The organism is Allostigmatella hybrida, from assembly GCF_020103775.1.
GTDB classification, from domain to species: Bacteria; Myxococcota; Myxococcia; order Myxococcales; family Myxococcaceae; genus Hyalangium; species Hyalangium aurantiaca.
In genome coordinates this window covers 132854-157644 of sequence record NZ_JAHXBH010000016.1, presented here as the reverse complement: position 1 = coordinate 157644, position 24791 = coordinate 132854, and the positions used below count along the sequence as shown (strand labels likewise).

General features: G+C 69.9%; 14 protein-coding genes. 10 read left to right on the top strand and 4 right to left on the bottom strand.

All coding sequences use genetic code 11. The annotated features are described in order from the left end of the window. The first annotated feature begins 57 nt into the window (after positions 1-57). Positions 58-1428 (top strand): amidohydrolase family protein, encoded by a 1371-nt coding sequence (locus KY661_RS23190; RefSeq protein ID WP_225412294.1) that lies wholly within the window; start codon positions 58-60, stop codon positions 1426-1428. A 79-nt stretch (positions 1429-1507) separates the two neighbouring features. Continuing rightward, complete coding sequence (locus KY661_RS23185) at positions 1508-3979, top strand: family 16 glycosylhydrolase (RefSeq protein WP_225412293.1); 2472 nt, start codon at positions 1508-1510, stop codon at positions 3977-3979. A gap of 1 nt (position 3980) precedes the next feature. Here KY661_RS23185 and KY661_RS23180 read toward each other — a convergent pair whose 3' ends face one another. After that, on the bottom strand, positions 3981-4784 hold the full coding sequence (locus KY661_RS23180) for a thioesterase II family protein (RefSeq protein ID WP_225412292.1): 804 nt from the start codon (positions 4782-4784) through the stop codon (positions 3981-3983). Further along, entirely contained in the window at positions 4781-11080 is a 6300-nt protein-coding gene (locus tag KY661_RS23175) for a type I polyketide synthase (RefSeq protein ID WP_317987291.1), read from the bottom strand. Before KY661_RS23175 ends, KY661_RS23180 begins: the two co-directional genes overlap by 4 nt. 371 nt (positions 11081-11451) lie before the next feature. Between KY661_RS23175 and dbpA the strand changes: the two genes are divergently transcribed. Beyond that, positions 11452-12831, top strand: a complete 1380-nt coding sequence (gene dbpA, locus KY661_RS23170; RefSeq protein ID WP_225412290.1) for an ATP-dependent RNA helicase DbpA — start codon at positions 11452-11454, stop codon at positions 12829-12831. Positions 12832-12843: 12 nt separating this feature from the next. Here dbpA and KY661_RS23165 read toward each other — a convergent pair whose 3' ends face one another. Next, the gene (locus tag KY661_RS23165) at positions 12844-13947 is read right to left on the bottom strand and encodes a MarR family transcriptional regulator (protein ID WP_225412289.1); all 1104 of its coding nucleotides are present in this window, start codon (positions 13945-13947) and stop codon (positions 12844-12846) included. A gap of 195 nt (positions 13948-14142) precedes the next feature. Here KY661_RS23165 and KY661_RS23160 point away from each other — a divergent pair, with 195 nt between their 5' ends. From KY661_RS23160 to KY661_RS23130, 7 genes are all read left to right on the top strand, one after another. Next, on the top strand, positions 14143-14889 hold the full coding sequence (locus tag KY661_RS23160; protein ID WP_225412288.1) for an ABC transporter ATP-binding protein: 747 nt from the start codon (positions 14143-14145) through the stop codon (positions 14887-14889). Further along, positions 14886-16991, top strand: a complete 2106-nt coding sequence (locus KY661_RS23155) for an ABC transporter permease (protein WP_225412287.1) — start codon at positions 14886-14888, stop codon at positions 16989-16991. The genes KY661_RS23160 and KY661_RS23155 overlap by 4 nt, the downstream gene beginning before the upstream one ends. Before the next feature lie 5 nt (positions 16992-16996). Beyond that, positions 16997-18298 (top strand): ABC transporter permease, encoded by a 1302-nt coding sequence (locus KY661_RS23150; RefSeq protein WP_225412286.1) that lies wholly within the window; start codon positions 16997-16999, stop codon positions 18296-18298. Beyond that, entirely contained in the window at positions 18298-19083 is a 786-nt protein-coding gene (locus KY661_RS23145) for an outer membrane lipoprotein-sorting protein (RefSeq protein ID WP_398577228.1), read from the top strand. The genes KY661_RS23150 and KY661_RS23145 overlap by 1 nt, the downstream gene beginning before the upstream one ends. After that, entirely contained in the window at positions 19080-20636 is a 1557-nt protein-coding gene (locus KY661_RS23140) for a hypothetical protein (RefSeq protein WP_225412284.1), read from the top strand. The genes KY661_RS23145 and KY661_RS23140 overlap by 4 nt, the downstream gene beginning before the upstream one ends. A gap of 117 nt (positions 20637-20753) precedes the next feature. Then, on the top strand, positions 20754-21776 hold the full coding sequence (locus KY661_RS23135; RefSeq protein ID WP_225412283.1) for an aldo/keto reductase: 1023 nt from the start codon (positions 20754-20756) through the stop codon (positions 21774-21776). Between the two features lie 117 nt (positions 21777-21893). Then, positions 21894-22061, top strand: a complete 168-nt coding sequence (locus tag KY661_RS23130; RefSeq protein ID WP_225412282.1) for a hypothetical protein — start codon at positions 21894-21896, stop codon at positions 22059-22061. A 179-nt stretch (positions 22062-22240) separates the two neighbouring features. Here the strand turns inward: KY661_RS23130 and KY661_RS23125 are convergent, their stop codons facing one another. Continuing rightward, a complete protein-coding gene (locus tag KY661_RS23125; RefSeq protein WP_225412281.1) occupies positions 22241-24739 on the bottom strand; it encodes a M14 family zinc carboxypeptidase in 2499 nt (832 codons plus the stop codon). Positions 24740-24791: the final 52 nt, after the last annotated feature.

The window sequence follows — 24791 nt, the reverse complement described above, 5'->3', positions numbered from 1 at the left end:
CCGGCAGGCCCAGTTGAGGTACGAGCGCTCAGGACCCTGACGGGAGGCTCGCAAGCGATGACGGTCAACGGATGCATCGAGTCAGTTCGCCCTCCACCCCCCCTGGCCGCCCTGCTGGCGTGTCTGCTGGCCGCCGGGTGCGCCCATGGGCCGAGGCCGGCCGATCCTTCCTCCCGGGTCGTCCTGGATGGGGCGCGCGTCTTCGACGGGGAGACCCTGAGCGGGCCCGCGACGGTGGTGCTCGAAGGCGCGTACATCCGCGCGGTGGGCCCCCGGGGTTCGGTGCCGGTGCCCAGCGGGGCGCGCGTGGTGGACTACACCGGCAAGACGATCCTCCCGGGGCTCATCGTGGCCCATGCCCATGTGGGCCACACCCGGGGGCTGGAGATGGGGCCGGAGTTCTACACCCGCGAGCTCGTGGCCCAGCAGCTCGACCGGTACCAGGCGTATGGCGTGGTGGCGGTCAACTCGCTGGGGATGAACCCGCCCCTGTTCTACACGCTGCGCCGGGAGCTGAATGGCCACACCTCGGGCGCGGACCTCTACGGGGCAGGGCCCGGGCTGGGGGCTCCCCAGGGGGCGCCGCCCCCGCAGATGAAGATCGCGGACGACCAGGTGGCCCGGCCGCGGACCGCCGAGGAGGCCCGCGCCCTGGTCCGCGACATGGCCGAGCGGGGCGTGGACATGATCAAACTGTGGGTCGACAGCCTCGGCGGCAAGCAGCCCAAGCTGGCCCCGGCGGTCTACCGCGCGGCGATCGACGAGGCCCACCGCAACGGCGTGAAGGCCGCCGCCCACATTCATGACCTGGAGGACGCCAAGGCCCTGGCCGAGGCGGGCATCGATGTCATCGCCCATGGCGTGAGGGACCAGCGCGTGGATGACGCGTTCATCCAGACGCTGAAGGAGCGGGGCATCTGGTACATCCCCACGGTGCAGCTGGACGAGGCGAACTACATCTACGCCGAGCACCCCGCCTGGATGAACGCGCCGTTCTTCCGGGCCGCGGTGGAGCCGGAGCTGCAGCGCCACTTCGAGGACCCCACCTGGCAGCGCGAGACGCTCGCGGGGCCCGAGGCGGCGAAGGCGCGACAGGCGGTGGCGGTCAACCTGGAGAACCTGCGCCTGCTGCACGAGGCCGGGGTGAAGGTGGGGTTTGGAACCGACTCGGGCGCGCTGCCCCAGCGCATTCCCGGCTTCGCCGAGCACCGCGAGCTGGAGCTGATGGTCCAGGCGGGGCTCACGCCCGCCGAGGCCCTGCGCGTGGCCACGCGGAACTCGGCGGAGCTGCTGGGCCTGAAGGACCGGGGGCGGATTGCGCCGGACATGCTGGCGGATCTGGTGGTGCTCGATGCGGACCCCACCGAGGACATCCGCCACACCCAGCGCATCCACACCGTGTGGCGGCGGGGCGTGGAGGTCCGCTAGCCGCGCCCGGCGCCTTTCGTCAGAAAGGGTGATACAGGTTTTTGTCTGTATTCATCGGGAAGACGAAAGGCGTCGTGACATGAGACGAAGTGGGACGGCATGGGCGCATGCGCTGAGGCACTGCGGCATCTGGATGCTCGGGCTGGGGATGGTGGGGTGCAGCAAGAAGGACGAGCCCCCTCCGGAACCCCCCGTCTGTCAGGCCGAGGCGCTCGAATCCACGGACCCCTCGAAGGTCACCATCGCGGGGGTGCCGTACTCGATGACCTGGGAGGATGACTTCGGGGGCGCGCTCAACGGCGGGCAGCCAAAGTCCAAGCTCAACGCGGCCTTCTGGGGCAAGGAGAACCTGGGGGTCAACTACGAGCTGCAGGCCTATACGAACCGGGAGTGTACGGACAACCCCACGGCCTGGAACTACTGCGTCGAGGACGGCAAGCTCACGTTGCTCGCACGGCAGGAGCCCCTGGACTGTGTCGTCTGGCAGCAGTGCTCGGCCACCAGCGCTTGCGGCACGAACGGCACCTGCGCCGGCGGCTACTGCCTGAATGATCAGAATCAGAACGGGGTCTGGGATCACGACGAGTGCGCGCCCGCCAACGGCGTGTCGAACCCGCCGGTGAACGGCACGAAGTTCACCTCCGGCCGCATCAGCAGCGACGAGAAGGTGGAGTTCCGGTACGGCTACATCGAGTTCCGGGCGCGGATGCCCTTCGCCGAGCTGCCCGCCGGGACGGTGCCTCCCCAGGGCATGTGGCCCGCCATCTGGCTGCTCGGGGCCAACAGCGCCATCAAGAACGGCGGCATCGACGATTCCGCGGGCTGGCCCATGACGGGCGAGATCGACATCATGGAGTACTCCCAGATCAAGGAGAACCCGGCCCTGTTCCCCGGGAACGAGGCCATGGGGTTCAACACCCTGTGGCGCGAGGTCCCGGAGCCGGGCGAGCTGGCGGCCAGCCCGGGCGGGTGGCAGCCCAACGCGTGCAGCGAGTGGCCCAACAACGGGGATGCCAAGTGCGATGGCACCGTGGGCGGCCCCCGGGCCACCTGGAAGGGGAAGACCCTCGACTACCACCAGTGGCACACCTGGGGGTTCCTCTGGGAGGAGAACAGGTTCCAGATCTACATCGATGACCTGCCCCAGCATGGCGGGGCCCCCGTGGGCGTCTTCAGCATCGGCGATGACGCGACCGAGTTCCGTCAGCCCATGTACCTCATCCTCAACAACGCGGTGGGCGGCGAGCTGGGGTGTCTGGGGTGGAATGGCCGGACGTGCGCGACCAGCGCGCAGTGCGCGAACAACGCCGCGTGCGTGAATGGCAAGTGCCAGGAGACGCCGGGCTCTTGCCTCAACATCGACTGGGCCGCTCACGGCAACAAGGCGAAGCTCGAGGTGGACTACGTGCGGTGGTACCACCGGGATTCGGGCTACGCGCGGCTGCCCCGGGCCGCGTGCCAGAACGGCGATGGGCAGGGCACCTCGGACAACATCATCCGCAACTGTGGCTTCAACGAGGACTTCACCTACCACCGCAGCGATCTCTTCTTCGAGGGCGGCCAGGGGCTCACCGACATCCGCAACGAGGGCGGGGAGCATGGCTCCGTGCAGTGGGTGCGCGTCGATAACGGCGGCTGGCAGAGCTACAGCGTCCAGGTGCGCCAGGAGGGCTTCACCCTGCAGGCGGGAGAGACCTACCAATGGAAGGTGGACCTGAAGGCGAGCGCGGAGCTTCCCGTGCTCATCAAGATCGTCCAGGCGCAGGAGCCCTGGGGCGTGGCCGCCACCTTCACCTGCAACGTGGGCACGGCCTGGACGGCGTGCAGCCCGCCGGACTTCGTCCTCGGTGCCACCGGCACCGGCAAGTACAAGTTCGAGATCGACCTGGGCAACGGGGGCCTGGCCAACTACTCCGGCAAGGAGGTCTTCATCGACAACATGTACCTGGGCACCGTCACCCATGCGTGCCAGCCGGAATGCACGGGCAAGCTGTGTGGGGACGATGGGTGCGGCGGAACCTGCGGCGCCTGTCTGCCGGGAACGGTCTGCGCGGGCTGGGGACAGTGCGCTGCGCCCAGCCCTGGCGGCGGGACGGACGGTGGAACACCGGACGCGGGAACGCCGGATGCGGGCGCTCCGGACGCCGGGACTCCGGATGCCGGCACGGGCGAGGGGGGCACCGTTCGCCTGGAGGCGGAGGCCGCCGCGCTGGAGGGCTGCTGGGCCGAGGCGGGCGGTGACAGCGGAGACAAGGTGGTCGCCTTCGAGGGCGGAGATTCGATCTGCTGGAGCAACGTGCGCCTGACGGGCCGCACGTCCGCGACGGTCCACGTGGGCGCGCCCCATGCCGGAGGCAAGGCCCAGCTGACGTTCAACGGCGACGTCATCGGCACGGTGACCCTGGGCACGGCGACCTGTGGTTGGAGCGCGCCGAACCTGACGGACCTCACCACGGCCCTCTCCGCCACGGGCACCGGGACGCTCTGCCTCAAGGGGGAGACCCATCCGGAGGGATGGATCTTCTCGGTGGACTACCTCGACCTGAGGTAGGTCACGCCCCCACGGCGGAGGCGGGGAAGGCCTGGTACGCCTCCGCCAGGTCCGCGTTCAGCTCCTCGATGAGCTCCGGCAGGCACTCGTTCCAGTAGAAGTGCCCGCCGGGGTAGAGGTGCAGGGTGGGCTCGCGCGTCGTCTGCGCGCTCCAGGCGGACAGGCGATCCAGGGGCACCAGCGGGTCGCGGTCGGAGCCGCAGATCGACAGGGCCACGTCCAGCGGCGCCTCCGGCACGTACCGGTGCCGGAGCAGCAGCAGGATGTCGGCGAGCAGGGGCGGAAGGGCGGCGGACGCCACGTCCGGATCCGCGAGCACTTCGGGCTGAATCGCACAGAAGTTGCGCAGCAGGCGCGCGGGATCCTTGGCCAGCAGTTGCGAGGTCTGCTGGGCCATGAACTCCAGTTGCGGCGCCGCCACCGACGAGACGGCCAACAGGCAGGGGCCGGGCCGCTGGAGCTTGCGCAACCGCCGCGCCGTCTCGAACGCGAGCAGCGCGCCCATGCTGTGCCCGAAGAAGGCAAAGGGACGGGCATCGTTCTGGGCGATGATGGCCTCGGCGAGCTGATCCACCAAGAGCGCTTGGTCAATGAGGGGCGGCTCGCTGGCGCGGTGTTCCCGCCCGGGCAGGTTGACGGCGTGCAGGTCCACGAAGGAGGCCATCCGCCGGGCCCACCCCATGTAGGCCGAGGCACCCGCGCCGGAGTAGGGGAAGCAATACAGCCGCATGCCGGCGTACGGGCGGGGGTGAAGGTTGACGAGCCAGGCGCTCGTGCCGCCCTTCGGCAGGGAAGGCGCGCTCATGAGTGGCCTCCCGCCTTCGAGGCGTCCTTGCCGAGCACCCCATCGAGATACGAGGCGAGCTTCGCCGGCGTGGGGTAGGTCCACACGGCGTTGACGGGCAGCTCCACGCCCAGCGACGCGCGGACGAGGTTGCGCAGCTGCACGGCCATGAGCGAATCCAGTCCCTGATGGGTGAAGGCGGTATCGGGCGAAATCGCCGCGGCTTGCAGGCCCGTGACGACGCCGAGCTGGGTCACCAGGTGGGCCTGGAGGAGGTTCTGGCGCCGCATGCCGGGGGGCGTGGCCCGGATGGTCTCCAGGGGGGCCGTCTCGAATGCCTGCGCGGCGGGGGACTCCTGCTGCGCCTTGTCGAGAATCCGGGCGAAGAAGGAGGAGGCGGCCGCCCGCGGGAAGGCCCGGAACCACAGGTGGGGCTCGAAGGCGAACATGCCCGTGGAAGTCCTTCCGTGCAGCAGCAGGGCCTCCAGGGCCGCCATGCCCTCCCGGTTGCCAATCGTGGTGAAGCCGCGGGCCTTGAAGTCCTGGGCGCGCCCGGCTTCTCCCCAGGCGCCCCAGTTGATGGCCAGGGCCGGGAGCCCCTGCCGGCGGCGCCAGGTGGCGAACGCATCCAGCCAGGCGTTGGCGGCCGCGTAGTTGGCCTGCCCGGCGTTGCCCACCAGCGATGTCTGGGAGGAGAAGACCACCCACCAGTCCAGGTCATGGCCGAGCGTGGCCTGATGCAGGTTCCAGGCGCCGGCGGCCTTGGGCTGCCAGACCCGGCCGATCCGCTCCGGCGTGAGGTGGGCCACGGGCGCGTCATCCAGGACGACGGCCGCGTGAATCACCCCCCGCAGGGCCTTGCCGCCGACGGTGGCCGCCGCCACGAGCTGGTGGGCGGTGCTGGGCAGGGCGATGTCTCCCCGCACCACGTCGACCTCCGTGCCCGTGGCGCGCAGCTGCGCGATGACGGCGAGCGCGTCCTCGGACGGCGCCGACCGGCCGTTGAGCACCACGCGCCCCGCCCCGTGCGAGGCGAGCCACCGGGCCGTTTCCAGGCCCAGGCCCCGCAGCCCGCCCGTAATCACGTACGCATCCCCGGGCCGGACGGCCTGGGAGCTGCCGGGAGCCGGCCGCACGGGCTGCTCCCCACTCGCGGGCAGGGTGAGCATCAGCCGGCCGATGTGCTTGCCGCCCGCCATGAGCCGGAAGGCTTCCGCGGCCTGGGCGAAGGGAAACAGCCGGTAGGGCAGGGGCGGGAGCCGGCCCGAGGAGACCTCGTCCAGCACGTCCGTGAGGACCTCCCGCATGGCCTCCGGCTCCAGGTGCTTCATGTCGACGCTGCTGAAGGTGATGCCGTGCCGCAGGACGCGCAGCCCGATCTTGCTGTTGCCGTAGAGGTCCCTCCTGCCAATCTCGATGAAGCGGCCGTTGGGGGCGAGCGTCTCGAGGCTGGCCCGCAGGGCATCGCCCGCGAGCGAGTTGAGGACGACGTCCACGCCCCGGCCGTCCGTGAGCTCGCGCACCTGCGCGGCGAAGTCCAGGCTCCGGGAGTCCATCACGTGGGGGATTCCCAGCTCCCGCAGGTAGGCGCGCTTGGTCTCGTCCCCCGCGGTCGCGAAAATTTGCGCCCCCCGGGCCCGGGCGATGGCGAGCGCCGCGAGCCCCACCCCGCCGGCCGCAGAGTGGATCAGCACGCTCTCGCCGGGCGCCAGCCGGGCGAGCCGGCGTAGGCCGTACCAGGCGGTCGCATAGGTGGCCGGAAGCGTGGCCGCGTCCTCCAGCGTCATCTCCTCGGGAAGCCGGACCGCGCAGTGGGCGGGCACGAGGTAGAACGAGGAGAAGGTGCCCTGCGTTCCGCCCGCCATGGCCATCACCCGGTCTCCAGGGCGCAGGTGCCGCACGCCGCTGCCCACCGCGGTGACCACCCCCGCGCAGTCCGCCCCCAGGTTCAGGTCCAGGCCATCATCGGAGGGCAACATGCCCAGCGCGATCATGACGTCCCGGAAGTTCAGCGACGCCACCCGGACCTGCACCTCGATTTCGTCCCGCTTGGGCGCACGCCGCTCCCGGGCCACGAAGCCCAGCCCCTCGAACGTGCCCGAGCCGTCGGCGTGCAGGAAGAAGCCGTCGCGCCCGTAGCGCGCCATCACGGGCCGGGGCTTCAGGCGTTCCTCGGGCCGCAGTGGGCTGCTCACCAGCCGCGCCACGCGGCGCACCCCGCCGCGCCACGCCACCTCGTCCTCGGTGCGGCCCGCCAGCAGCTCCCCGGCGAGCTGCGAAGGCGGGGCGCTGGGATCGGCATCCACCAGCGTGGTGCCCAGCTCGGGGTGCTCGTAGTTCAGGATCCGGGCCAGCCCCTGGAGGGCGGCGTGATCCGGCCGCACGGGATCCTCCGGCAGGACCGCTCGTGCGCCCTGGGTGACGAGCCACAGGCGGGGCAGGGGCGTCCCCTCGGCGTGTGCCCGCACCAGCTCCACCACCTGGCAGATCCGCTCCCGGGCCTCCGGGGTGCCGGGCTGCGGCGAGGGCTCGGTGTCCGCGGGGGCGGTGCAGAAGGCGAGGCCCTGGTAGGAAGCCCCCGCCGCGGAGAGGTGCTGGGTGGCGCGCTGGGCCAGCCCGGGGCCGGTTCCCACCAGGAGTTCTCCTCGCGCGCCGTGGCCCTCCAGCGCGTCGAGCAGCCCCTGGGCGAAGGGGCGCGCCCCGTCCTCGGCGAGCAGGAGCCAGCGGCCCGGCAGCGACAGGAGTTCGGGCCGCGTCAGGGGAACCTCTTCCCAGGCGGTCTGGAACAGGCGCTCCCGCAGCGTCTCGACGGCCTGCGGGGGCTTCATGCGAATGAGCTGGATTCCCTCCAGCACGCCCAGCAGGGTGCCCGTCTGGCCGAGCAGATGAATCCGCCCGGTCAGGCCGCCCTCCGGGGCGGGGTCCACCCAGGCCCGGCACCAGCGGATTCCCGAGAGGTCCGCCGCGAGTTGGATCCGCGCCACGGAGGTGGGCAGCCACGGGGTGTCCTCCGCTTCGCCACCGGCCGCTTCCAGCACGGACGTGGCCAGCGCCTGCAGGCAGGCATCCAGCAAGGCCGGATGCAGCCAGAACCGGCCCTGCCGGAGCCGGGCCGCCTCGGGCAGGGACACCTCGCCCAACCGGCCCTGGGAGGGCGCGCCCGCGGCGAAGAAGCGGACGAGGCCGCTGAAGGCGGGCCCGTACTGGAGGCCGAGCTTGCGCAGCCTGCGGTACAGCGCCCCCGCGTCGTGCCCGTTGGCGTCCCGCCCCTCCGCCAGCGCCTCGGCCACCGGCAGGAGGACGGGGGCATCTTGCTCCAACTCGGCGCGGGCATGGCACACCCAGGCCCCCGCCGTTCCGCGGGTCATCACCTCGAAGCGCATCTTCCCCCGGTGGAGCGTCGCCACCGAGCAGACCTCGACGTGCTCCGTGAGGAGCAGCAGGTGCTGGAACTCGACGTTCGTCACCCGCATCCGGTCTGGCGTGCCCTGGAACACCTCACACGCGGCGGCGAGGGCCATCTCGACATACGCCGCGCCGGGAAGCACGGGCAGCTCCCGCACCCGGTGGTCGCCGAGCCAGGGGTGCACCGCGGTGCCCACATCGCCATTCCAGACGTAGCGGACGCCTTCGTCCGTGTCTGCATCCGGGACCTGGGCGCGGATGCCCAGCAGCGGGTGCGCGGCGGGATGGGGCAGGGGCGAGGGGGCGGGCCTGGCCGGCCAGTACGCCTGGCGCTCCCAGACGGTGGTGGGAAGGACGGCCCGCTTGCCCTCGGGATACACCGAGGCCCAGTCCACCCGGCCGCCCGAGCAGTGCAGCGCCGCCAGGTGGGTGAAGAAGGTGGTGTGCTCGGGCCGTTCCCGGAGCAGCGTGGGGAGCACGCGCGCGCCCCGGCCCATGGCCGTCGCGGTCTCTTCGATCGACGCGGTCAGCAGGGCATGAGGGGAGATCTCCACGAAGAGATCATGCCCGTCGGTGAGCAGCGCCTCGATGGCGGGCGCGAAGCGCACGGGGCAGCGCAGGTTGGCCACCCAGTAGGCCGCATCGCAGACGGCTTTCGCCCGGGGCGTGTCCAGCACGGTGCTGTAGAAAGGCACCTGCGGCGGGGTGGGGTGGAGCCCCGCCAGCGCCAGCGTCAGCTCTCCCAGCACGGGCTCCACCTGGGGCGAGTGCGCGGCCACCTGGACGGCCACGGCGCTCACGAAGAGCCCCCGGGCGGACCAGCGGTCCATCAGCGCCTGCACGCTGGAGGCATTGCCCGAAATCACCGTGGAGGCGGGCGAGGCCACCACGGCCACGCTCACGCCCGGATGGCCCTCGCGGGCCAGCTCCTCGGAGACCTGCTCCTCGGACAGGCCCACCACGGCCATGCTGCCCCCCGCCATCCGCTGGAGCAGGCGCGAGCGGGCGCAGGCGACAACCATTCCCTGCTCCAGGGTGAGCATGCCCGCGGCGGCCGCCGCGGCGACCTCGCCCACGGAGTGGCCCACCACCGCGGCCGGGTGGACCCCATGGCTGCGCCAGGTGGCGGCCAGGCCCACCTGGAGTGCGTAGAGCAGCGGCTGCACCACGTCCATGCGCTCCATGGGCAGGGCCGAGGTGATGAGCTGCCGCAACGAGATTCCCGCTTCCCGGGCCGCGATGGGCTCCAGCGCGTCGATGACCTGGGTGAAGGCGGGCTCCTGATCCAGGAGCGTGCGCCCCATGCCCTCCCACTGCGAGCCGTAGCCAGAGAACACCCAGACCGGCCGGGAGGCCGCCTCGGCCCGGCCCAGGAGCACATTCCGGCTGGAGGCCCCCTGCGCCAGGGCGTGCAGCCCGGTGGCCAGCGCTTCCCGGGAGCTGGCCACCACCACCGCGCGGTGCAGCGCATGGGAGCGGCGGACGGCCAGGGTATGAGCGATGTCTCCCAGCGGGACGTCCCCGCCGTCACCCGGCAGCCACGCGCCCAGGCGCTCTGCGGCCCCCCGCAGCGCCGCCGGTGAGCCCGCGGAGAGCGTGAAGAGCCGCTCCGGCTCCTGCCGCCGCGGGGCGGACGCCGGGACGGAAGGGGCCCTTCGGGGGGCCTGCTCCAGGACCAGGTGGGCATTGCTGCCGGTGACGCCGAAGGCGGAGACCGATGCGAAGCGGCGCTCCCCCCGGACGGGCCACGGCTCCACCCGGGTGGGGACGAACAGCCGGGTGCCTTGCGCGGGGATCCGGGGGTTCCAGCTCTCGAAGTTCAGGTTGGGCGGGACGACGCCTTCCTGGAGCGCCATCACCGCCTTGATGAAGCCGATGACGCCCGCAGCGCTCTCGGTGTGGCCCACGTTGGTCTTCACCGCGCCGAGCGCGCAGCGGCCCGCCCCCTGGCCGTAGACGGAGGCCACGGCCTCGAACTCGATCGGGTCCCCCACCGGCGTGCCGGTGCCATGGGCTTCCACCAGCCCCACCTGCCCGGGGGCCACCCCCGCCCGGGCCAGCGCCGCGCTCAGCACCTCTTTCTGCGCGCTCGCCGAGGGCATCATCAGCCCCTGCGAGTGGCCCACATGGTTCACCGCGCTGCCGCGCACCAGGGCGAGGATGCGGTCCCCATCCCGCTCGGCATCGGACAGCCGCTTGAGCACCACCATGCCGCTGCCCTCGCTGCGCACGAAGCCATCGGCGCGGCTGTCGAAGGCGTGGCACCGCCCGCGCGGCGAGAGCATGCGCGCGCGCGTGAAGCCGATGGTGGTCCTCCAGTCCAGGTTGATGTTGACCCCACCGGCCAGGGCCAGCACCGACTCGCCCGCCAACAGGCTCTGGCAGGCCAGGTGGATGGAGACCAGCGAGGAGGCACACGCCGCCTCCACCGTCACGCTGGGGCCGTGCGTCCCGAGCACGTACGAGATGCGGCCCGAGGCGCCGCTGAGCACCATGCCCGTCGCGTGGTAGACCTCGTTCTCCTGGGGGTCCACCAGGTCGCGGTAGCTCGTCTGGGACAGGCCGGTGAAGACCCCTGTCTGGCTGCCCTCGAGTTGCCGGGGCGGAATGCCCGCGTTCTCCAGCGCCTCCCAGGCCACCTCCAGGAGCAGCCGGTGCTGGGGATCAATGGAGGCCGCTTCCCGGGGCGCGATGCCGAAGAACGCCGGATCAAAACCGGCGATGTCCCGGAGGTAGCCCCCGGTGCGGATCAGCTGGGCGTCCTCGGTGTCGCCGGGCAGCGGGTGCGGGTGATGGGCCCACCGGGTGCCCGGGTCTCCCCCTTGCACCACGTCCCGCCCCTCCAGCAGGCAGCGCCACAGGGCCTGGGCCGAGTCCAGGCCCCCCGGTAACCGGCAGGACGCACCCACCACGGCGATGGGCTCTTGCCGTCTTCCGGCGGAGGGCTCTTGAGAAACGGACGTGGCGGGAACTGCGGAGTGCTCAGTGCCAGACGACATGGAATCCCCCCGGTACAAACATCGGAACCTGTGGTCCCTGCCCGGCTCCTGTCCCCGCGCTGCCGTGAACGGCCGGGCAGAAACTGACATGTGTCGCGGAAGGAGGAGCGCGGTGAGCGCGGATGAGTAGCCATGCGAGCATGGGCCTTTCAAGCCCTTCAGCCGTGAATACCCCGCAAGGTGAGCCTCTTCCGCGAACTGAACAGTGCCGGTGGGTTTGCCCCGTGGGACGGCTTGTCTTTCGGCTTTCGCGCACTCGCGGGGACTGCTGATACAAGGGCCGGATGGACTTCGCTGGACTCGCCCTCTCCCCACCGCTGCTGCAGATCCTCGCGGAGCTGGGGTTCACGTCCGCCACGCCCATCCAGGCCCAGAGCATCCCGGTGCTGCTGCAGGGGAAGGACCTCATCGGCCAGGCCCAGACGGGGAGCGGGAAGACCGCGGCGTTCGCGCTCCCGCTCCTGCAGAAGGTGGAGCTGCCCCGGCGGCAGCTCCAGGCGCTCGTGCTGTGTCCCACGCGGGAGCTCTGCGCGCAGGTGGCGGGGGAGATCCGCCGCCTGGGCCGGCGGCTGCCGGGACTCCAGGTGCTCGTCCTCGCCGGGGGCCAGCCCATCCGGCCTCAGCTGGACGCGCTCGACAAGGGCGTCCACATCGCCACCGGCACGCCCGGCCGGGTGCTGGACCTGCTCCAGCGGGAGGCCCTCGACACGCGGCACCTGGCCACCGTGGTGCTCGACGAGGCCGACCGGATGCTCGACATGGGCTTCCGCGAGGACATGGAGCGCATCCTGGGCGCGGTTCCCCCCCAGCGGCAGACCGTCCTCTTCTCGGCGACGTTCCCCTCCACCATCGAGGCGATGAGCCGCGCGTTTCAGAAAGCGCCCGTGCGGGTGACGGCCGGGGAGGTCCGCGCGGCGCCCGAGATCCAACAGCTCTGCTACACGTGCGACGCCCCCGACAAGCCGCGGCTCCTGCTGCGCATCCTCCGGCAGTACCAGCCGGCCGCCGCCATCGTCTTCTGCAACCTCAAGGCGACGGTGGCCGAGCTGACGCAGGAGCTGGCGGAGGCGGGGGTGAGCGTGGATGGGCTTCAGGGAGACCTGGAGCAGGCCGAGCGGGATCGCGTCATGGCGAAGTTCCGCAACCACAGCACCCGCATCCTCATCGCCACGGACGTGGCCGGCCGCGGCATCGACGTGGAAGCGCTGGATGCCGTCATCAACTTCGACTTGCCCTCACAGCCCGAGGCGTACGTGCACCGCATTGGACGGACCGGGCGCGCGGGGAGGCCGGGCCTGGCCATCTCCCTGGCCACGCTGCGGGACGCGCAGAAGCTCGAGGACATCGAGAAGGCCACGGGCGTGAAGCAGGAACGGCCAGGGGTGGGGACGCTGCCTCCCGAAGGGAAGGGGCCCTCGCTGGAGTCCTCCTGGCAGACGCTCTGCATCTCCGCGGGGCGCAAGGACAAGATGCGGCCGGGAGACATCCTGGGCGCCTTGACGGGCGAGGCCGGAGGGCTGAGCGCCTCGGGCGTGGGCAAGATCGAGATCCAGGACCGGCTGGCCTATGTCGCCGTCGCCAAGGACCTGGCCCGGATGGCGCTGCAGCGGCTGCGCGAGGGCCGCATCAAGGGGCGCAAGCACCGCATCGACTGGGTGCGGTAGGGCAGGAGCCGCTCAGCGGTTCGCGCCCTCGAGGGTCAGGTCGCTGGCGCCTCCCGTCACATCGATGTCGTACCGGTCCAGGGCCTGCTTGTAGCCGGGGGTCTCCAGGTTGATCTGCCCGCCGGCGGCGCCCAGGGACTGCTCGTGGAACACCAGCGCGCTCACGCCCCCCTTCACCTGGAGCCGGGCCGCGGCCCCTTCGGGCAGCAGGAAGGTGACGTGGCTGAGCCCGCCCGAGACGCGGATGGGGACGACCCCGGAGGGCTTGGGCAGTTTCACCGTGACGTCGCTGGCGCCGGAGGTCAGCTCGATGGACTCGAGCCGCAGTTCGCTCAGGTCCGCGTTCATCCGCGAGACGCCGCCCTTCAGCTCCAGCTTCCAGGGAATCGAGCCGTTGAGGACGATGTCCCCGGCGAGCTTGCGCCAGTCGAGCAACGTGAAGCGGGGATACTGGATGGAGACGCTGCCCGCCTCCTCCTTCACGGTGGGCGCTCTGCCCTCGAAGTGGGCCGTGTAGAGCTCCGGCATGCCCGGGTGGGCCCGGAGGGTGACTTGCGAGGCACCCGAGGCGAACTTGAGGCGCGCGTACGTCAGGGTGCCGAGCGGGCTCGAGAAGTCCCCGGGCGAGGCCACCCCCTTCGTGGAGGTGGCGGCGCGCAGCTTCACCGTCTCGTCCCGGAACATGGCCGCCCCGCGGCCGAGGAAGTCCAGGATGAGCCGGAGCTGCTCGTCCGTGTAGTCCACGACCATCTCCGCCAGGACGCTGCGCAGCTCGCTGCGCGACTGGTCGATACCGGGGATGCGCTCGGGCACCACCTCGATGATGACGTGTCGGCGGTCCTTGGGGTCCCTCACCCGGCGTGCCCAGCCCGCCTTCTCCAGCCGGTCGATGAGCCCGGTGATGGCGCCCGAGGTCAGCCCCGTCATCTCCGCCAGCCGCCCGGCCGGCATGGCCCCGGAGCGCTCCAGGATGCTCAGGCACTTCAGGTCCGTCAGGTTGAGGCCCATCTGGTCGGCATTGGCCTGGCTGAACAGGACGTCCTGGTCACTGAAGTCGCCGATCCCCCGCCTCAAGGCTTCCAGCAGGTCCTCGCGCTCCTTCAGCTGACTTGGCATGCCCTCATCACCCTCGTCGCGGCAGATATCTTGGCAACTAAGATATTTTCTCCCTGAGAATTCAGGGATACTCTCGGCGTACGTTACACAGAACTCCTTCCCGAGGAAACTGAAGGGCACGGCGATGAGTGAGGCCGGTTCCGGCCGTCTGTACGCGCTGCTCCCTTGGGATTTCCGAAAGGCGTCTTTCCCACCATGTCTTCCTCTCCAGAGCCCATCGTCTCCATCCAGGACGTCACCAAGAGCTACCACCTGGGCAAGGTGGAGGTTCCCGCGCTGCGCGGCGTGTCGCTTCAGGTACACCCCGGGGAGTTCATCTCCATCGCGGGCCCGTCCGGCAGCGGGAAGACCACGCTGCTCAACCTCATCGGGTGCGTGGACACCGCCACCTCGGGCACCGTGCGCGTGGCGGGCCAGGACACGAAGCAGCTCTCCGAGCGCAAGCTCACGGACCTGCGGCTGCACACCATCGGGTTCATCTTCCAGAGCTTCAACCTTGTCTCGGTGCTCAGCGTCTTCCAGAACGTGGAGTTTCCGCTGCTCCTCCAGAAGAAGCTGAACGCCCCCCAGCGCCGGGAGCGCGTGATGGCGCTGCTGGAGCAGGTGGGGCTCGCCAAGCACGCCAAGCACCGGCCCAACGAGCTGTCCGGTGGCCAGCGCCAGCGCGTGGCCGTGGCGCGCGCCCTGGTGACGCAGCCGCAGATTGTCCTGGCGGACGAGCCCACCGCGAACCTGGACTCGGTGACGGGCCAGCAAATCATTGACCTGATGAAGGCGATGAACGCCGAGCGCGGGACGACCTTCATCTTCTCCACCCACGACGCGAAGGTGATGACGCACGCCAACGCGGTGGTGCGGCTCAAGGACGGCAAGGTGCTCGACCGCGTCACCCCGGCCGAGGCGGGGCTGGCGATGGCCTCCGGGGCGGAGGCGCACGGATGACCACGCTCAAGTTGCTGCTGGAGGTGGCCTTCCGCAACCTGTTCAAGAGCTGGGTCAACCTCATCATTGGAGGCATCATCTTCTTCGCCACCTTCCTGGTGGTGACGGGGGGCGCCCTGCTGGACAGCATCGACTCGTCCATGAGCCGGTCGATCATCGGCTCGCTCGCGGGGCACCTCCAGGTCTACTCGGACAAGTCCAAGGAGGAGCTGGCGCTGTTTGGCGGCATGGGCGGCGAGGCGGACGTCTCGGCGCTCGACAGCTTCACGCCCATCAAGGCGGCGCTGGAGAAGCACCCCAATGTGCAGACGGTGGTGCCCATGGGGAGCAACGGGGCGCTCATCAGCTCCGGCAACACGGTGGACCTGACGCTGGCCCGGCTCCGGGACCTGTACCGGGAGAACGTGGACGCGGGCGAGACGCCGGAGCGGCGCGCCCGGATTGACAGCCTCAAGGCGCACGTGCGCCGCCTGGGCACGCTGCTCCAGGCGGACATTCAGAAGAGCCAGGCGCTGCTCCGGGAGGAGGCCCGGGATCCCGCCGAGGTGGAGGCGCTGGAGCGTGTCCAGACGGACGCCTTCTGGGCGGACTTCGACCGGGACCCCTTCGCCTCGCTCGAGTTCCTGGAGAACCGGCTCGCGCCCCAGGCCGCCGATGGAGACCTGCTCTACATCCGGTACGTGGGCACGGACCTGGAGTCCTTCCAGAAGAGCTTCGACCGCATGCAGATCGTGGATGGCCAGGCGGTACCGCCCGGCAAGCGCGGCATGCTGCTGTCCAAGTTCTTCTACGAGGAGAGCCTCAAGCTGAAGACGGCGCGCCGGTTGGACCTCCTCAAGGAGGCCCGCGAGGGCCAGCGCCTGATTGCCGAGGATCCCCAGATGCAGCGCTGGGTCTCCGAGAACCGGACGCAGATGCGCGAGCTGCTCTTCCAGTTGGATCCCATCAAGGCCCAGCAGGCCACGGAGCGGCTCCAGCGCCTGCTGGGCAGCCAGGAGACGGACCTCTCCAAGCTGCTGAGCACCTTCCTGGACGTCAATGACGGGAACTTCGATGCGCGGTACGAGCAGTTCTACGCGCAGCTGGTGCCCCTGCTGGAGCTGTACCGCATCCGGCTGGGCGACACCCTGACGATTACCGCCTTCACCCGCACGGGGTACGTGCAGAACGTGAACGTCCCCATCTACGGGACGTACCAGTTCAACGGGCTGGAGAAGTCCCCGCTGGCCGGCTCGGTGAACCTGATGGACCTGGTGTCCTTCCGGGAGCTGTACGGCTACCTCACCGAGGAGAAGCGGGCGGAGATCGCCCAGCTCCAGGCGAAGAGCGGGGTGGCCGCGGTGAAGCGGGAGGAGGCCGAGGAGGCCCTCTTCGGCGAGGCGGCTCCCTCCACCCTGGTGGCGGAGGCCACCCCGGGCCTCATCAACGAGAACGAGCAGATCCAGTCCACCGGCGCCGCCTTGCGCAAGGAGGACCTGCTCAAGCGCGTCTACTCCAAGAAGGAGGTGGAGGACGGGATGGTGCTCAGCGCGGCCATCATTCTGAAGGACCCCTCGAAGCTGGACGACACCCTGGCGGAGCTCCAGCAGTCCCAGGCGCTCAAGGACGCGAAGCTGCGCGTGGTGAGCTGGCAGAAGGCGGTGGGGCTCATTGGCCAGTTCGTGCTGCTGATGAAGATGGTGCTCTGGGGCATCATCGTCATCCTCTTCGTGGTGGTGCTGGCCATCATCAACAACGCGGTGATGATGGCCACGCTCCAGCGCGTGCGCGAGGTGGGCACCATGCGCGCCATTGGCGCCCAGCGCACCTTCATCCTGTCGATGATTCTCCTCGAGACGGTGGTGCTGGGCCTGGTGTTCGGGGGCGCGGGGGCGGCGCTCGGCAGCGGGTTGATTTCCTACCTGGGCCAGGTGGGCATCCCGGCCGTCAGCGAGGAGCTGTACTTCTTCTTCAGCGGGCCCCGGCTGCTGCCCTTCCTCAGTCCCGGCAACTTCATCACGGCCTTCCTGCTGGTGGTGGGCGTGTCCCTGTTTTCCACCCTCTACCCGGCGTTCCTGGCCACCCGCGTGTCGCCCGTCACGGCGATGCAGACGGACGAGTGAACCCCATGCTCCAGATTCTCCTCATTGCCTTCCGCAACCTGCTGGCCCACCGCCGGCGCACCCTGCTGCTGGGGGGCGCCATCGCGGGCGTCACCGCGTTGCTCATCGTCCTCATGGGGGTGACCAACGGCATGCGCGCCACCATGCTCGAGTCCGCCACCACGCTGATGAGCGGACATGTGAACGTGGGCGGCTTCTACAAGGTGACGTCCGGCCAGGCCGCGGCGGTCGTCGTCAACTACCCGAAGCTCGTGGAACTCATCCGCCAGGAGGTGCCCGAGCTGGAATACGTGTCCCAGCGCGGGCGGGGGTGGGCCAAAATCGTCTCCGACACGGGCTCCCTGCAGGTGGGCGTGGGCGGCATCGACGTGGAGAACGAGCAGGGCTTCCGCAAGGTGCTTCAGATCCGGCAGGGCTCGCTGGATGGCCTGCGGGAGCCCGGCACCATCCTCATCTTCGAGGAGCAGGCCAAGAAGCTGGAGGTGCGCGTGGGCGACGCGCTGACGCTGTCGGCCCCCACGCTGCGCGGCACCAACAACACCCTGGATGTGCGCGTGGTGGCCATTGCCGCCAACGTGGGGATGATGAGCTCGTTCAACACCTTCGTGCCCAGCAAGAGCCTGCAGGACCTCTACCAGCTCAAGGCCGACACGACGGGCGCCATCTTCCTGTACCTGAAGGACATGCAGTCCATCCCCGCCGTGCAGCAGCGCCTGCGCGAGAAGCTCGCCGCGGCCAACTACACGCTCATGGACAATGATCCCCGCGCCTTCTGGATGAAGTTCGATTCCGTCAACCGGGAGGGCTGGACGGGACAGAAGCTGGACATCACCAACTGGGAGGACGAAATCTCCTTCGTGCAGTGGGTGGTGAAGGGGCTGAGCTTCCTCACCGGCTTCCTGGCGTTCGTGCTGCTGGTCATCATCGCGGTGGGCATCATGAACACGCTGTGGATCGCCATCCGCGAGCGCACCCGGGAGGTGGGCACGCTGCGCGCCATCGGCATGCAGCGGCGCCGGGTGCTGGTGATGTTCCTGACCGAGGCGTTGATGCTGAGCCTCTCGGCGACGCTGACCGGCGCGGCGCTCGCCACGGTCTTCTGCCTGGGCGTCAACTCCCAGCACGTGCGCGCCCCCGAAGTGGTTCAGGTGATGTTGCTGACGGAGACCTGGTTCCTGAAAATCGAGCCCAGCTCCGTGGCCTTCGCCGTGACGCTCATCACCGTGTGCGCCATGGCGGTGAGCCTCATTCCCTCGTTCCTCGCCGCGCGGATGAAGCCCGTGACGGCCATGCACCACATTGGATGATGACCATGAATTTTCAGCCCCTGCTGTCCGCCGCGCTGGCCGTGGTGTTCCTGGCCGCCCCCACCGCCCTGGCCCTGGATGCCGAAGGGATGAAGAAGCTGCTGGAAGTCATTGACGACCGGCAGCGCAATGGCGGCGATTACAAGTCCCTGGCCTACCTGGAGCAGAAGGAGAAGGACAAGGCGGACACCGTGCGCGAGGCGCTCGTCTACCGGCGCGACGCGGACGACAAGCTGATGCTGCTCTTCACCAAGCCCAAGGGCGAGGCGGGCAAGGGCTACCTGCGGCTGGACAAGAACCTGTGGGGGTATGACCCCAACGTGGGCAAGTGGGAGCGGCGCACGGAGCGCGAGCGCATCGCCGGGACGGACAGCCGCCGCGCCGACTTCGACGAGTCGCGTCTGGCCGAGGAGTACACGCCCACCTACGAGGGAGAAGAGGCGCTGGGGAAGTTCAAGGTGCACAAGCTGTCGCTCCAGGCCAAGCCCGGCATCGACGTGGCCTATCCCGTCATCAAGCTGTGGGTGGACACCGCCACGAGCAACACCCTCAAGCGCCAGGAGTTCGCCCTGTCCGGCCGCCTGATGCGCACGCTCTACTACCCGAAGTGGCAGAAGCTCTTCAGCGAGTCCAAGGGCGCCGAGGTGTGGTACCCCCAGGAGATCCGCATCTATGACGAGGTGGAGAAGGCCAACTCCACCGTCATCCTCATCAAGAGCGTGGACCTGCGGCCGCTCGAGGCCAACATCTTCACCAAGGCCTGGCTCGAGAGCAAAAGCCGATGAGTGCCCGCGCGTTGCTCTCGGCGGCGGTGCTGGCCACGGCGCTCACGGGCCTTCCCGCGGGGGCCCAGTCCCGGCCGGACGAGGACGCCCTCTTCGGGGGCGATGAACAGCCGGAGACGCCCGCCGCCTCGGCACAGGAGCCGCCGCCCCCCGCCGAGGGCTCTCCCCTGGAGCCTTCCCGCGGACAGGAGCCCGGTCCGGAGCAGTCCCGCGACGAGCAGGCCTTTACCGGCGCTCCCGTGCAGGAGGCCTTCGGCACCGAGGGGCACACCGAGGATCCGCTGAAGATTGGCGGCCAGTTCTACCTGCGTGCCTTCACCCAGGGCAGCGAGGGGGTCTCCTTCGGGGACACGGCCTTCTCCGCGCCCACGCTCGTGGATGGCTACTTCGATGCCCGGCCCACGGACCGGCTGCGCGGCATGGTGGTGGGCCGGTTGAGCTTTGATCCGTCCCGGGCGGGCCAGAGCACGGGCTTCCTGGGCACCAACCCCAGTGATGGAACCCCGGCCATCCCCGGCACCACGTTCGCCAACCCGCGCGTCCTCTTGGACCAGGCGTGGCTGCGCTTCGATATCGCGCACACGGTGTTCTTCACCGTGGGCAAGCAGCACGTGAAGTGGGGCACCTCGCGCTTCTGGAACCCCACGGACTTCCTCTCGCCCCAGCGCAGGGATCCGCTCGCCGTCTTCGATGCCCGCACGGGCGCCTCCATGGTCAAGCTCCACGTCCCCTGGGAAGCCAAGGGGTGGAACTTCTATGGCATCGCGCTGCTGGACAACGCGGGGCCGGCCTCCACGCTCGGCCGCATTGGCGGGGCGGCCCGGGCCGAGGTGGTGCTGGGGACCGCGGAGTTCGGGGCCAGCGCCGTGCTCCAGCGTGGCCGCAAGCCCCGCATGGGGCTCGACGTCTCCTCCGCCGCGGGGCCCTTCGACGTCTACGGCGAGCTGGCCCTCACCAAGGGCTTCGAGACGCCCCGGTTCCTGGTGCCGGGTGGCTTGTCCTGGGAGGACATCCTCGCGGGCGGGGGGGGCCTGGAGATTGACGGCCTGGAGGACATCGCGAAGCTGCCCGTGCCCAGCGAGTCTCCGGGGCACTTCACCCCCCAGGTCTCCGGAGGCGCCAACTACACCTTCGCCTACAGCGAGAGCGACACGGCCACCGTGGGCGTGGAGTACTTCTACAACGCTTCAGGGTATGACGCCTCGACGCTCTACCCGTACCTCATTGCCCGGGGCGTGTATCAGCCCTTCTACCTGGGCCAGCACTACGCGGCCCTCTACGCCACGCTCATCGGGCCCGGCTCCTGGGACAAGACGTCCTTCGTTTTGTCCAACCTCGGCAACCTGTCGGACCGCTCCTTCACCTCGCGCCTGGACCTGGGGTACCGCGCCCTGTCGTACCTGAGCGTGGAGGGCTACGCCGCGGTCAGCTACGGGCGCAAGGGGGGCGAGTTCCGCTTCGCCCTGGACTCCGGGCCCTTTGTCATCGACGGAAGGCCCCTGGTGCCTGCCCCGACGTTCCAGCTGGGCGGAGGGTTGCGCATCAACCTCTGAGGCTCCCGCCGGGGACGGCAGCGTGCGTCAATGGACACTGCCAGTCCCAGGCGCCCCGGCGTCTCCCGGCGGGCCGCTAGCGTGCGCCGGGGCACCAACGCCCCGAGGGAGCTCGACATGAACTACCGCATCCTGGGACGCACCGGCGTCCGCGTGAGCCCGTTGTGCCTGGGCGCGATGATGTTTGGGCAGTGGGGGAACGCGGACCACCACGACAGCATCCACATCATCCACCGGGCGCTCGATGCGGGCATCAACTTCATCGACACTGCGGATGTCTATTCGCGCGGGGAGTCGGAGGAGATTGTCGGCAAGGCCCTGGGCGACGGTCGGCGGCACAAGGTGGTGCTCGCCACCAAGTTCCATGCGTCGATGGGGGAGGATCCGAACCAGCAGGGCAACTCGCGCCGGTGGATCTTCCAGGAAGTTGAAGCGTCCCTGCGGCGCCTGCGGACCGACTGGATCGATCTCTACCAGGTGCACCGGCCTTCGGCGGACACCGACATCGAGGAGACGCTCGGCGCGCTGAGCGATCTCGTCACCCAGGGCAAGGTGCGCTACGTGGGCTCCTCGACGTTTCCCGCCTCGCAGATCGTCGAGGCGCAGTGGACCGCCCGCGAGCGGGGCCTGACGCGCTTCATCTGCGAGCAACCCCCGTACTCCCTGCTCGTGCGCGGGGTGGAGGCGGACGTCTTGCCGACCTGCCAGCGTCACGGCATGGGCGTCATTCCCTGGAGTCCGCTGGCCGGCGGGTGGCTGTCCGGCAAGTGGCGCAAGGGCGCTGCCGCGCCGGCGTCCCCACGTGCCGCCCGCATGCCGGGCCGCTACGATTTGTCGCAACCGGCCAATCAGCGAAAGCTCGAGGTGGCCGATGCCCTGGGCGCCCTGGCCGACCAGGCTGGGATGTCCCTGGTGCACCTGGCCATCGCCTTCGTCATCCGGCACCCGGCGGTGACCTCGGCCATCATCGGCCCGCGCACCCTGGAGCAGCTGGAGTCGCAGCTGGGGGCCGCCACCGTCACGCTGGACAGCGCCCTGCTGGACCGCGTCGACGCGCTCATTCCGCCGGGGACCAACGTGCACACGGGCGATGCGGGATGGGAAAACCCCGCGCTCGCGCCCGCGGCGCGCCGGCGCTGAGCGAGGGGGGCCAGGGGGCTTGTGCCGCGGTGCGGCAGCTTCGAAGGAGGGGAGGTGCCAGCCCCGGAGGGCATGCGTACCTTGGAGGAAAGACCCTCATTCCAGGAGGCAGACACCATGAAGAAGCAGGACGAGAAGCAAGGAGGCCAGCAGGCCCCCTCCGAGAACGAGCCCATCCGCCACAAGGGCGGCGGCCGGTCCACGCCGGAAGAGGAGCAATCGGGGCCGAAGCCCGAGGGCAATGGCGGGACGGGCCAGCCCGCGGCCTTCCCTCCGCACAACTAGCGCTGCGCCAGGCGGGGCGCCCGGGGCGCAGGGAGGCCCAGCACGCACGTGACGGGGGCTTGCCCGGCAGCCCGGTCTGGTACATCTCCCAGGTGTGGTCCACCTGGGAGAGACAGCCCTGCACTGACACCCGGCGCCAGGAGCATGGGCCGGGTGTGCCACGCGGGAAGGGGCCTACATCACCACGTGAGCACGTGGATCTCTTCCGAGCAGTCCTGCGTCCCCACGTTGCAGACCTTGTAGGTGCTCAAGGTGGGGGGCGTGCTGCGCTTGGGCCTCGTCTCTTTCCAGGTGCCCGTGTTGGTGACCTGTTTGATGGAGGCGCCGTTGCGGAGGATGTTGATCTGGTCATCGCCGCCCGACCAGCGCAGCGTGACGTGCATCAGCCGACTCTCGTACTCCACCAGCGGAGCCAGTCCCGAGGGCTTGGGCGCGGTGTAGTTGGCGGTGAGCGTCACGCCGGAGAACGAGGAGTAGGGGTTGAGCATCACGAACCAGGTCCCCGCCTTCGTCTGCAGGTCGCCGCACAGCTCGTTGTTGCCACCCTTGTACGGGCGGCAGTCATAGGCCGAGGTGGTGGGCAGCGTGCCGTGGCGCACGTACAAGTCCGCATCCCCCGTGCCGTTGGCGATGCGCACGGTGAGGTTGGTGGCGCCGGCCGGCACCTCGAGCCGGTAGTACAGCGGCTGCCCCTTGGGGGCCGACAGGTTGGGCACGGGCACCCCATTCTTGAGCACGCCGCCGAACTGGGTGACGGTGAGCTGCCGGGTGATGCTGCGGCTGGCCCCGTCATCGTCGGTGACCGTCAACGTGACCGGGTAGTTGCCCGAGGCGGTGTAGGTATGCGTGGGGGCCGCGCTGGACGCGGTGCTGCCGTCGCCAAACGTCCAGGCGCGCGAGGCAATCGTGCCGTCCGAGTCGGTGGACGTGTCGGTGAAGCTGGCCGTCAAGCCATCGGTGGTGAAGTTGAACTGGGCGGTGGGCGCGTAGTTGTTGCTGGCGCCGACCTGGAAGAGCGTGGCCTGGGGCGTGCCCGGCTTTCCATCCGCGTCGGTGCCCTGCACGTAGAGGGTGTGCACGCCCAGGCTCAGGCCCGCCGTGGGGACCTGGCCGGTGACGGTCTCCACGGACGCATTGAACGCGCCATCGGCCGCCGTGAGGGGGATGGGCACCGCGCCCGCCGCCCAGGGCGGCAGATCCACGTAGGCGCGGGCCGAGGCAATCGCGTGCACCGGCTCGGTGCCGTTGCTCTGGTTGAAGCCCCGGTCATCCACGGTGGCGGTGACGGGCAGGGGCGTGCCCGGCGCGACGGAGGCCAGCCCCGTGCTCACCGCGGTGGTGTCGGGGCCGGATGGCAGCCGGTAGGGCGCGTGCAGGTTGCGCGCGGCGTAGCGCATCGCGGCGAAGTTGAGCGGGAAGGTGGAGCTCTCGAAGCTGTCGCAGTCCTCGAAGAAGTCGATGCCGAGCTCGATGGTGTAGGACGGCACGCCCAGCGCGCCATAGAAGGTGTCGTCGGTGGTGCCATCCGTGGGGTAAAGCTCCACGGACTGCTGCGGCGTGTAGTCGTTGAAGGCGGCGAGCCGCCGGCCCAGGGTCTGCAGCGCGGGACCGTTGGGCGCCGGGGTGGTCAGGTCTCCCCAGGACCAGAGCACCAGCTGCGAGTAGCTGTGAATGTCGAAAAACATCCCGCGGTAGTCATCCGGGGCCAGGGCGTCGGCCGCGTCTGCGCGGCGATCCGGGAACACCCCGCCACTGTAGACGCCGCCCATGCCCGGGGTGCCCGCGGTGTACCGGACGATGTTCTGCGTCTCCGGCTCGGAGCCCGGCGTGGGACCGCGGTAGGTCTCGTCACAGGGGTAGCCGCTGGAGCCATCCGGGGTGGTGTTCCAGTGGAAGGGGAAGTTGCGGTTGAGATCGATGCCAACGCTGTTGCTGCCGCAGGAGCCCCGGCTGTTGTTGGTGTTCTTGCGCCACAGCACGCCCGTCTCCGCGCGCTTGCGGCCATCGGGATTGGCATGGAGCACGAAGTGGAAGCGGAAGTTGTCGAGCAGCCAGGTGGCCTCGGCGTCACGGCCGTGCTGGTTGACCAGCCACTCGGCAAAGCGCGTCATCAGCTCGGCGGTCGTGTACTCGCGCGCGTGAATGGCGCTCACCACCACCATGTCCGCCTTGTCGGGGACCGAGGCATTGGTGGCGGAGTTGGTCAGCCGCAGCGCCCGCATGGTGAAGCCCGCCTGCGGGTTCTGGGTGCGCTCCCAGCTCGGTCCAATGTCCACCAGGGAGGCGAGCGCCGGGGCCTTGAGGACCAGCGAGTCCATGGTGCTGTAGGTCTCTTCCACCGTGCGGTAGCAGGCGTAGCCCGGAATGCTCTTGAGGCCGCCCGGCTTGGGCAGGGCCGCGAGGATGCGCTGCATGAGCGCGGTGGCGTCCGGATCGATCTCCACCTGGAGCCCCGCGCGGCGGAGGACCTCGAGGTCCTCGGGCGTCGCCTCGGTGCGGATGAGCTTCTTCGCCCGGTCGACCATCAGGTGCTGGAAGCGTTGCGCGACGGTGCGCACCTGGTCTTCACGTTCGTAGTGGGCGGTGACGAAGACGGGCAGAGCGGCGGTGGCAGCGAACACGGGGGATGCACCCGTGACCGTCAGCAGCAGCGCCAGCGCCGTGGAGCGGATGTTCATAGGGGATGGGTTCCTCGGAAAGCAGTGCGGCGCCCAGGGGCTCGCAGCCTGC

What these genes read in the sequence shown, in the direction of transcription:
- KY661_RS23125 (WP_225412281.1), bottom strand. Translation starts at nt 24,739, where the DNA reads ATGAACATCCGCTCCACGGCGCTGGCGCTGCTGCTGACGGTCACGGGT.
- KY661_RS23165 (WP_225412289.1), bottom strand. Translation starts at nt 13,947, where the DNA reads ATGCCAAGTCAGCTGAAGGAGCGCGAGGACCTGCTGGAAGCCTTGAGG.
- KY661_RS23190 (WP_225412294.1), top strand. Translation starts at nt 58, where the DNA reads ATGACGGTCAACGGATGCATCGAGTCAGTTCGCCCTCCACCCCCCCTG.
- KY661_RS23145 (WP_398577228.1), top strand. Translation starts at nt 18,298, where the DNA reads ATGACCATGAATTTTCAGCCCCTGCTGTCCGCCGCGCTGGCCGTGGTG.
- KY661_RS23130 (WP_225412282.1), top strand. Translation starts at nt 21,894, where the DNA reads ATGAAGAAGCAGGACGAGAAGCAAGGAGGCCAGCAGGCCCCCTCCGAG.
- KY661_RS23185 (WP_225412293.1), top strand. Translation starts at nt 1,508, where the DNA reads ATGAGACGAAGTGGGACGGCATGGGCGCATGCGCTGAGGCACTGCGGC.
- KY661_RS23150 (WP_225412286.1), top strand. Translation starts at nt 16,997, where the DNA reads ATGCTCCAGATTCTCCTCATTGCCTTCCGCAACCTGCTGGCCCACCGC.
- KY661_RS23140 (WP_225412284.1), top strand. Translation starts at nt 19,080, where the DNA reads ATGAGTGCCCGCGCGTTGCTCTCGGCGGCGGTGCTGGCCACGGCGCTC.
- KY661_RS23180 (WP_225412292.1), bottom strand. Translation starts at nt 4,784, where the DNA reads ATGAGCGCGCCTTCCCTGCCGAAGGGCGGCACGAGCGCCTGGCTCGTC.
- KY661_RS23160 (WP_225412288.1), top strand. Translation starts at nt 14,143, where the DNA reads ATGTCTTCCTCTCCAGAGCCCATCGTCTCCATCCAGGACGTCACCAAG.
- KY661_RS23135 (WP_225412283.1), top strand. Translation starts at nt 20,754, where the DNA reads ATGAACTACCGCATCCTGGGACGCACCGGCGTCCGCGTGAGCCCGTTG.
- dbpA (WP_225412290.1), top strand. Translation starts at nt 11,452, where the DNA reads ATGGACTTCGCTGGACTCGCCCTCTCCCCACCGCTGCTGCAGATCCTC.
- KY661_RS23155 (WP_225412287.1), top strand. Translation starts at nt 14,886, where the DNA reads ATGACCACGCTCAAGTTGCTGCTGGAGGTGGCCTTCCGCAACCTGTTC.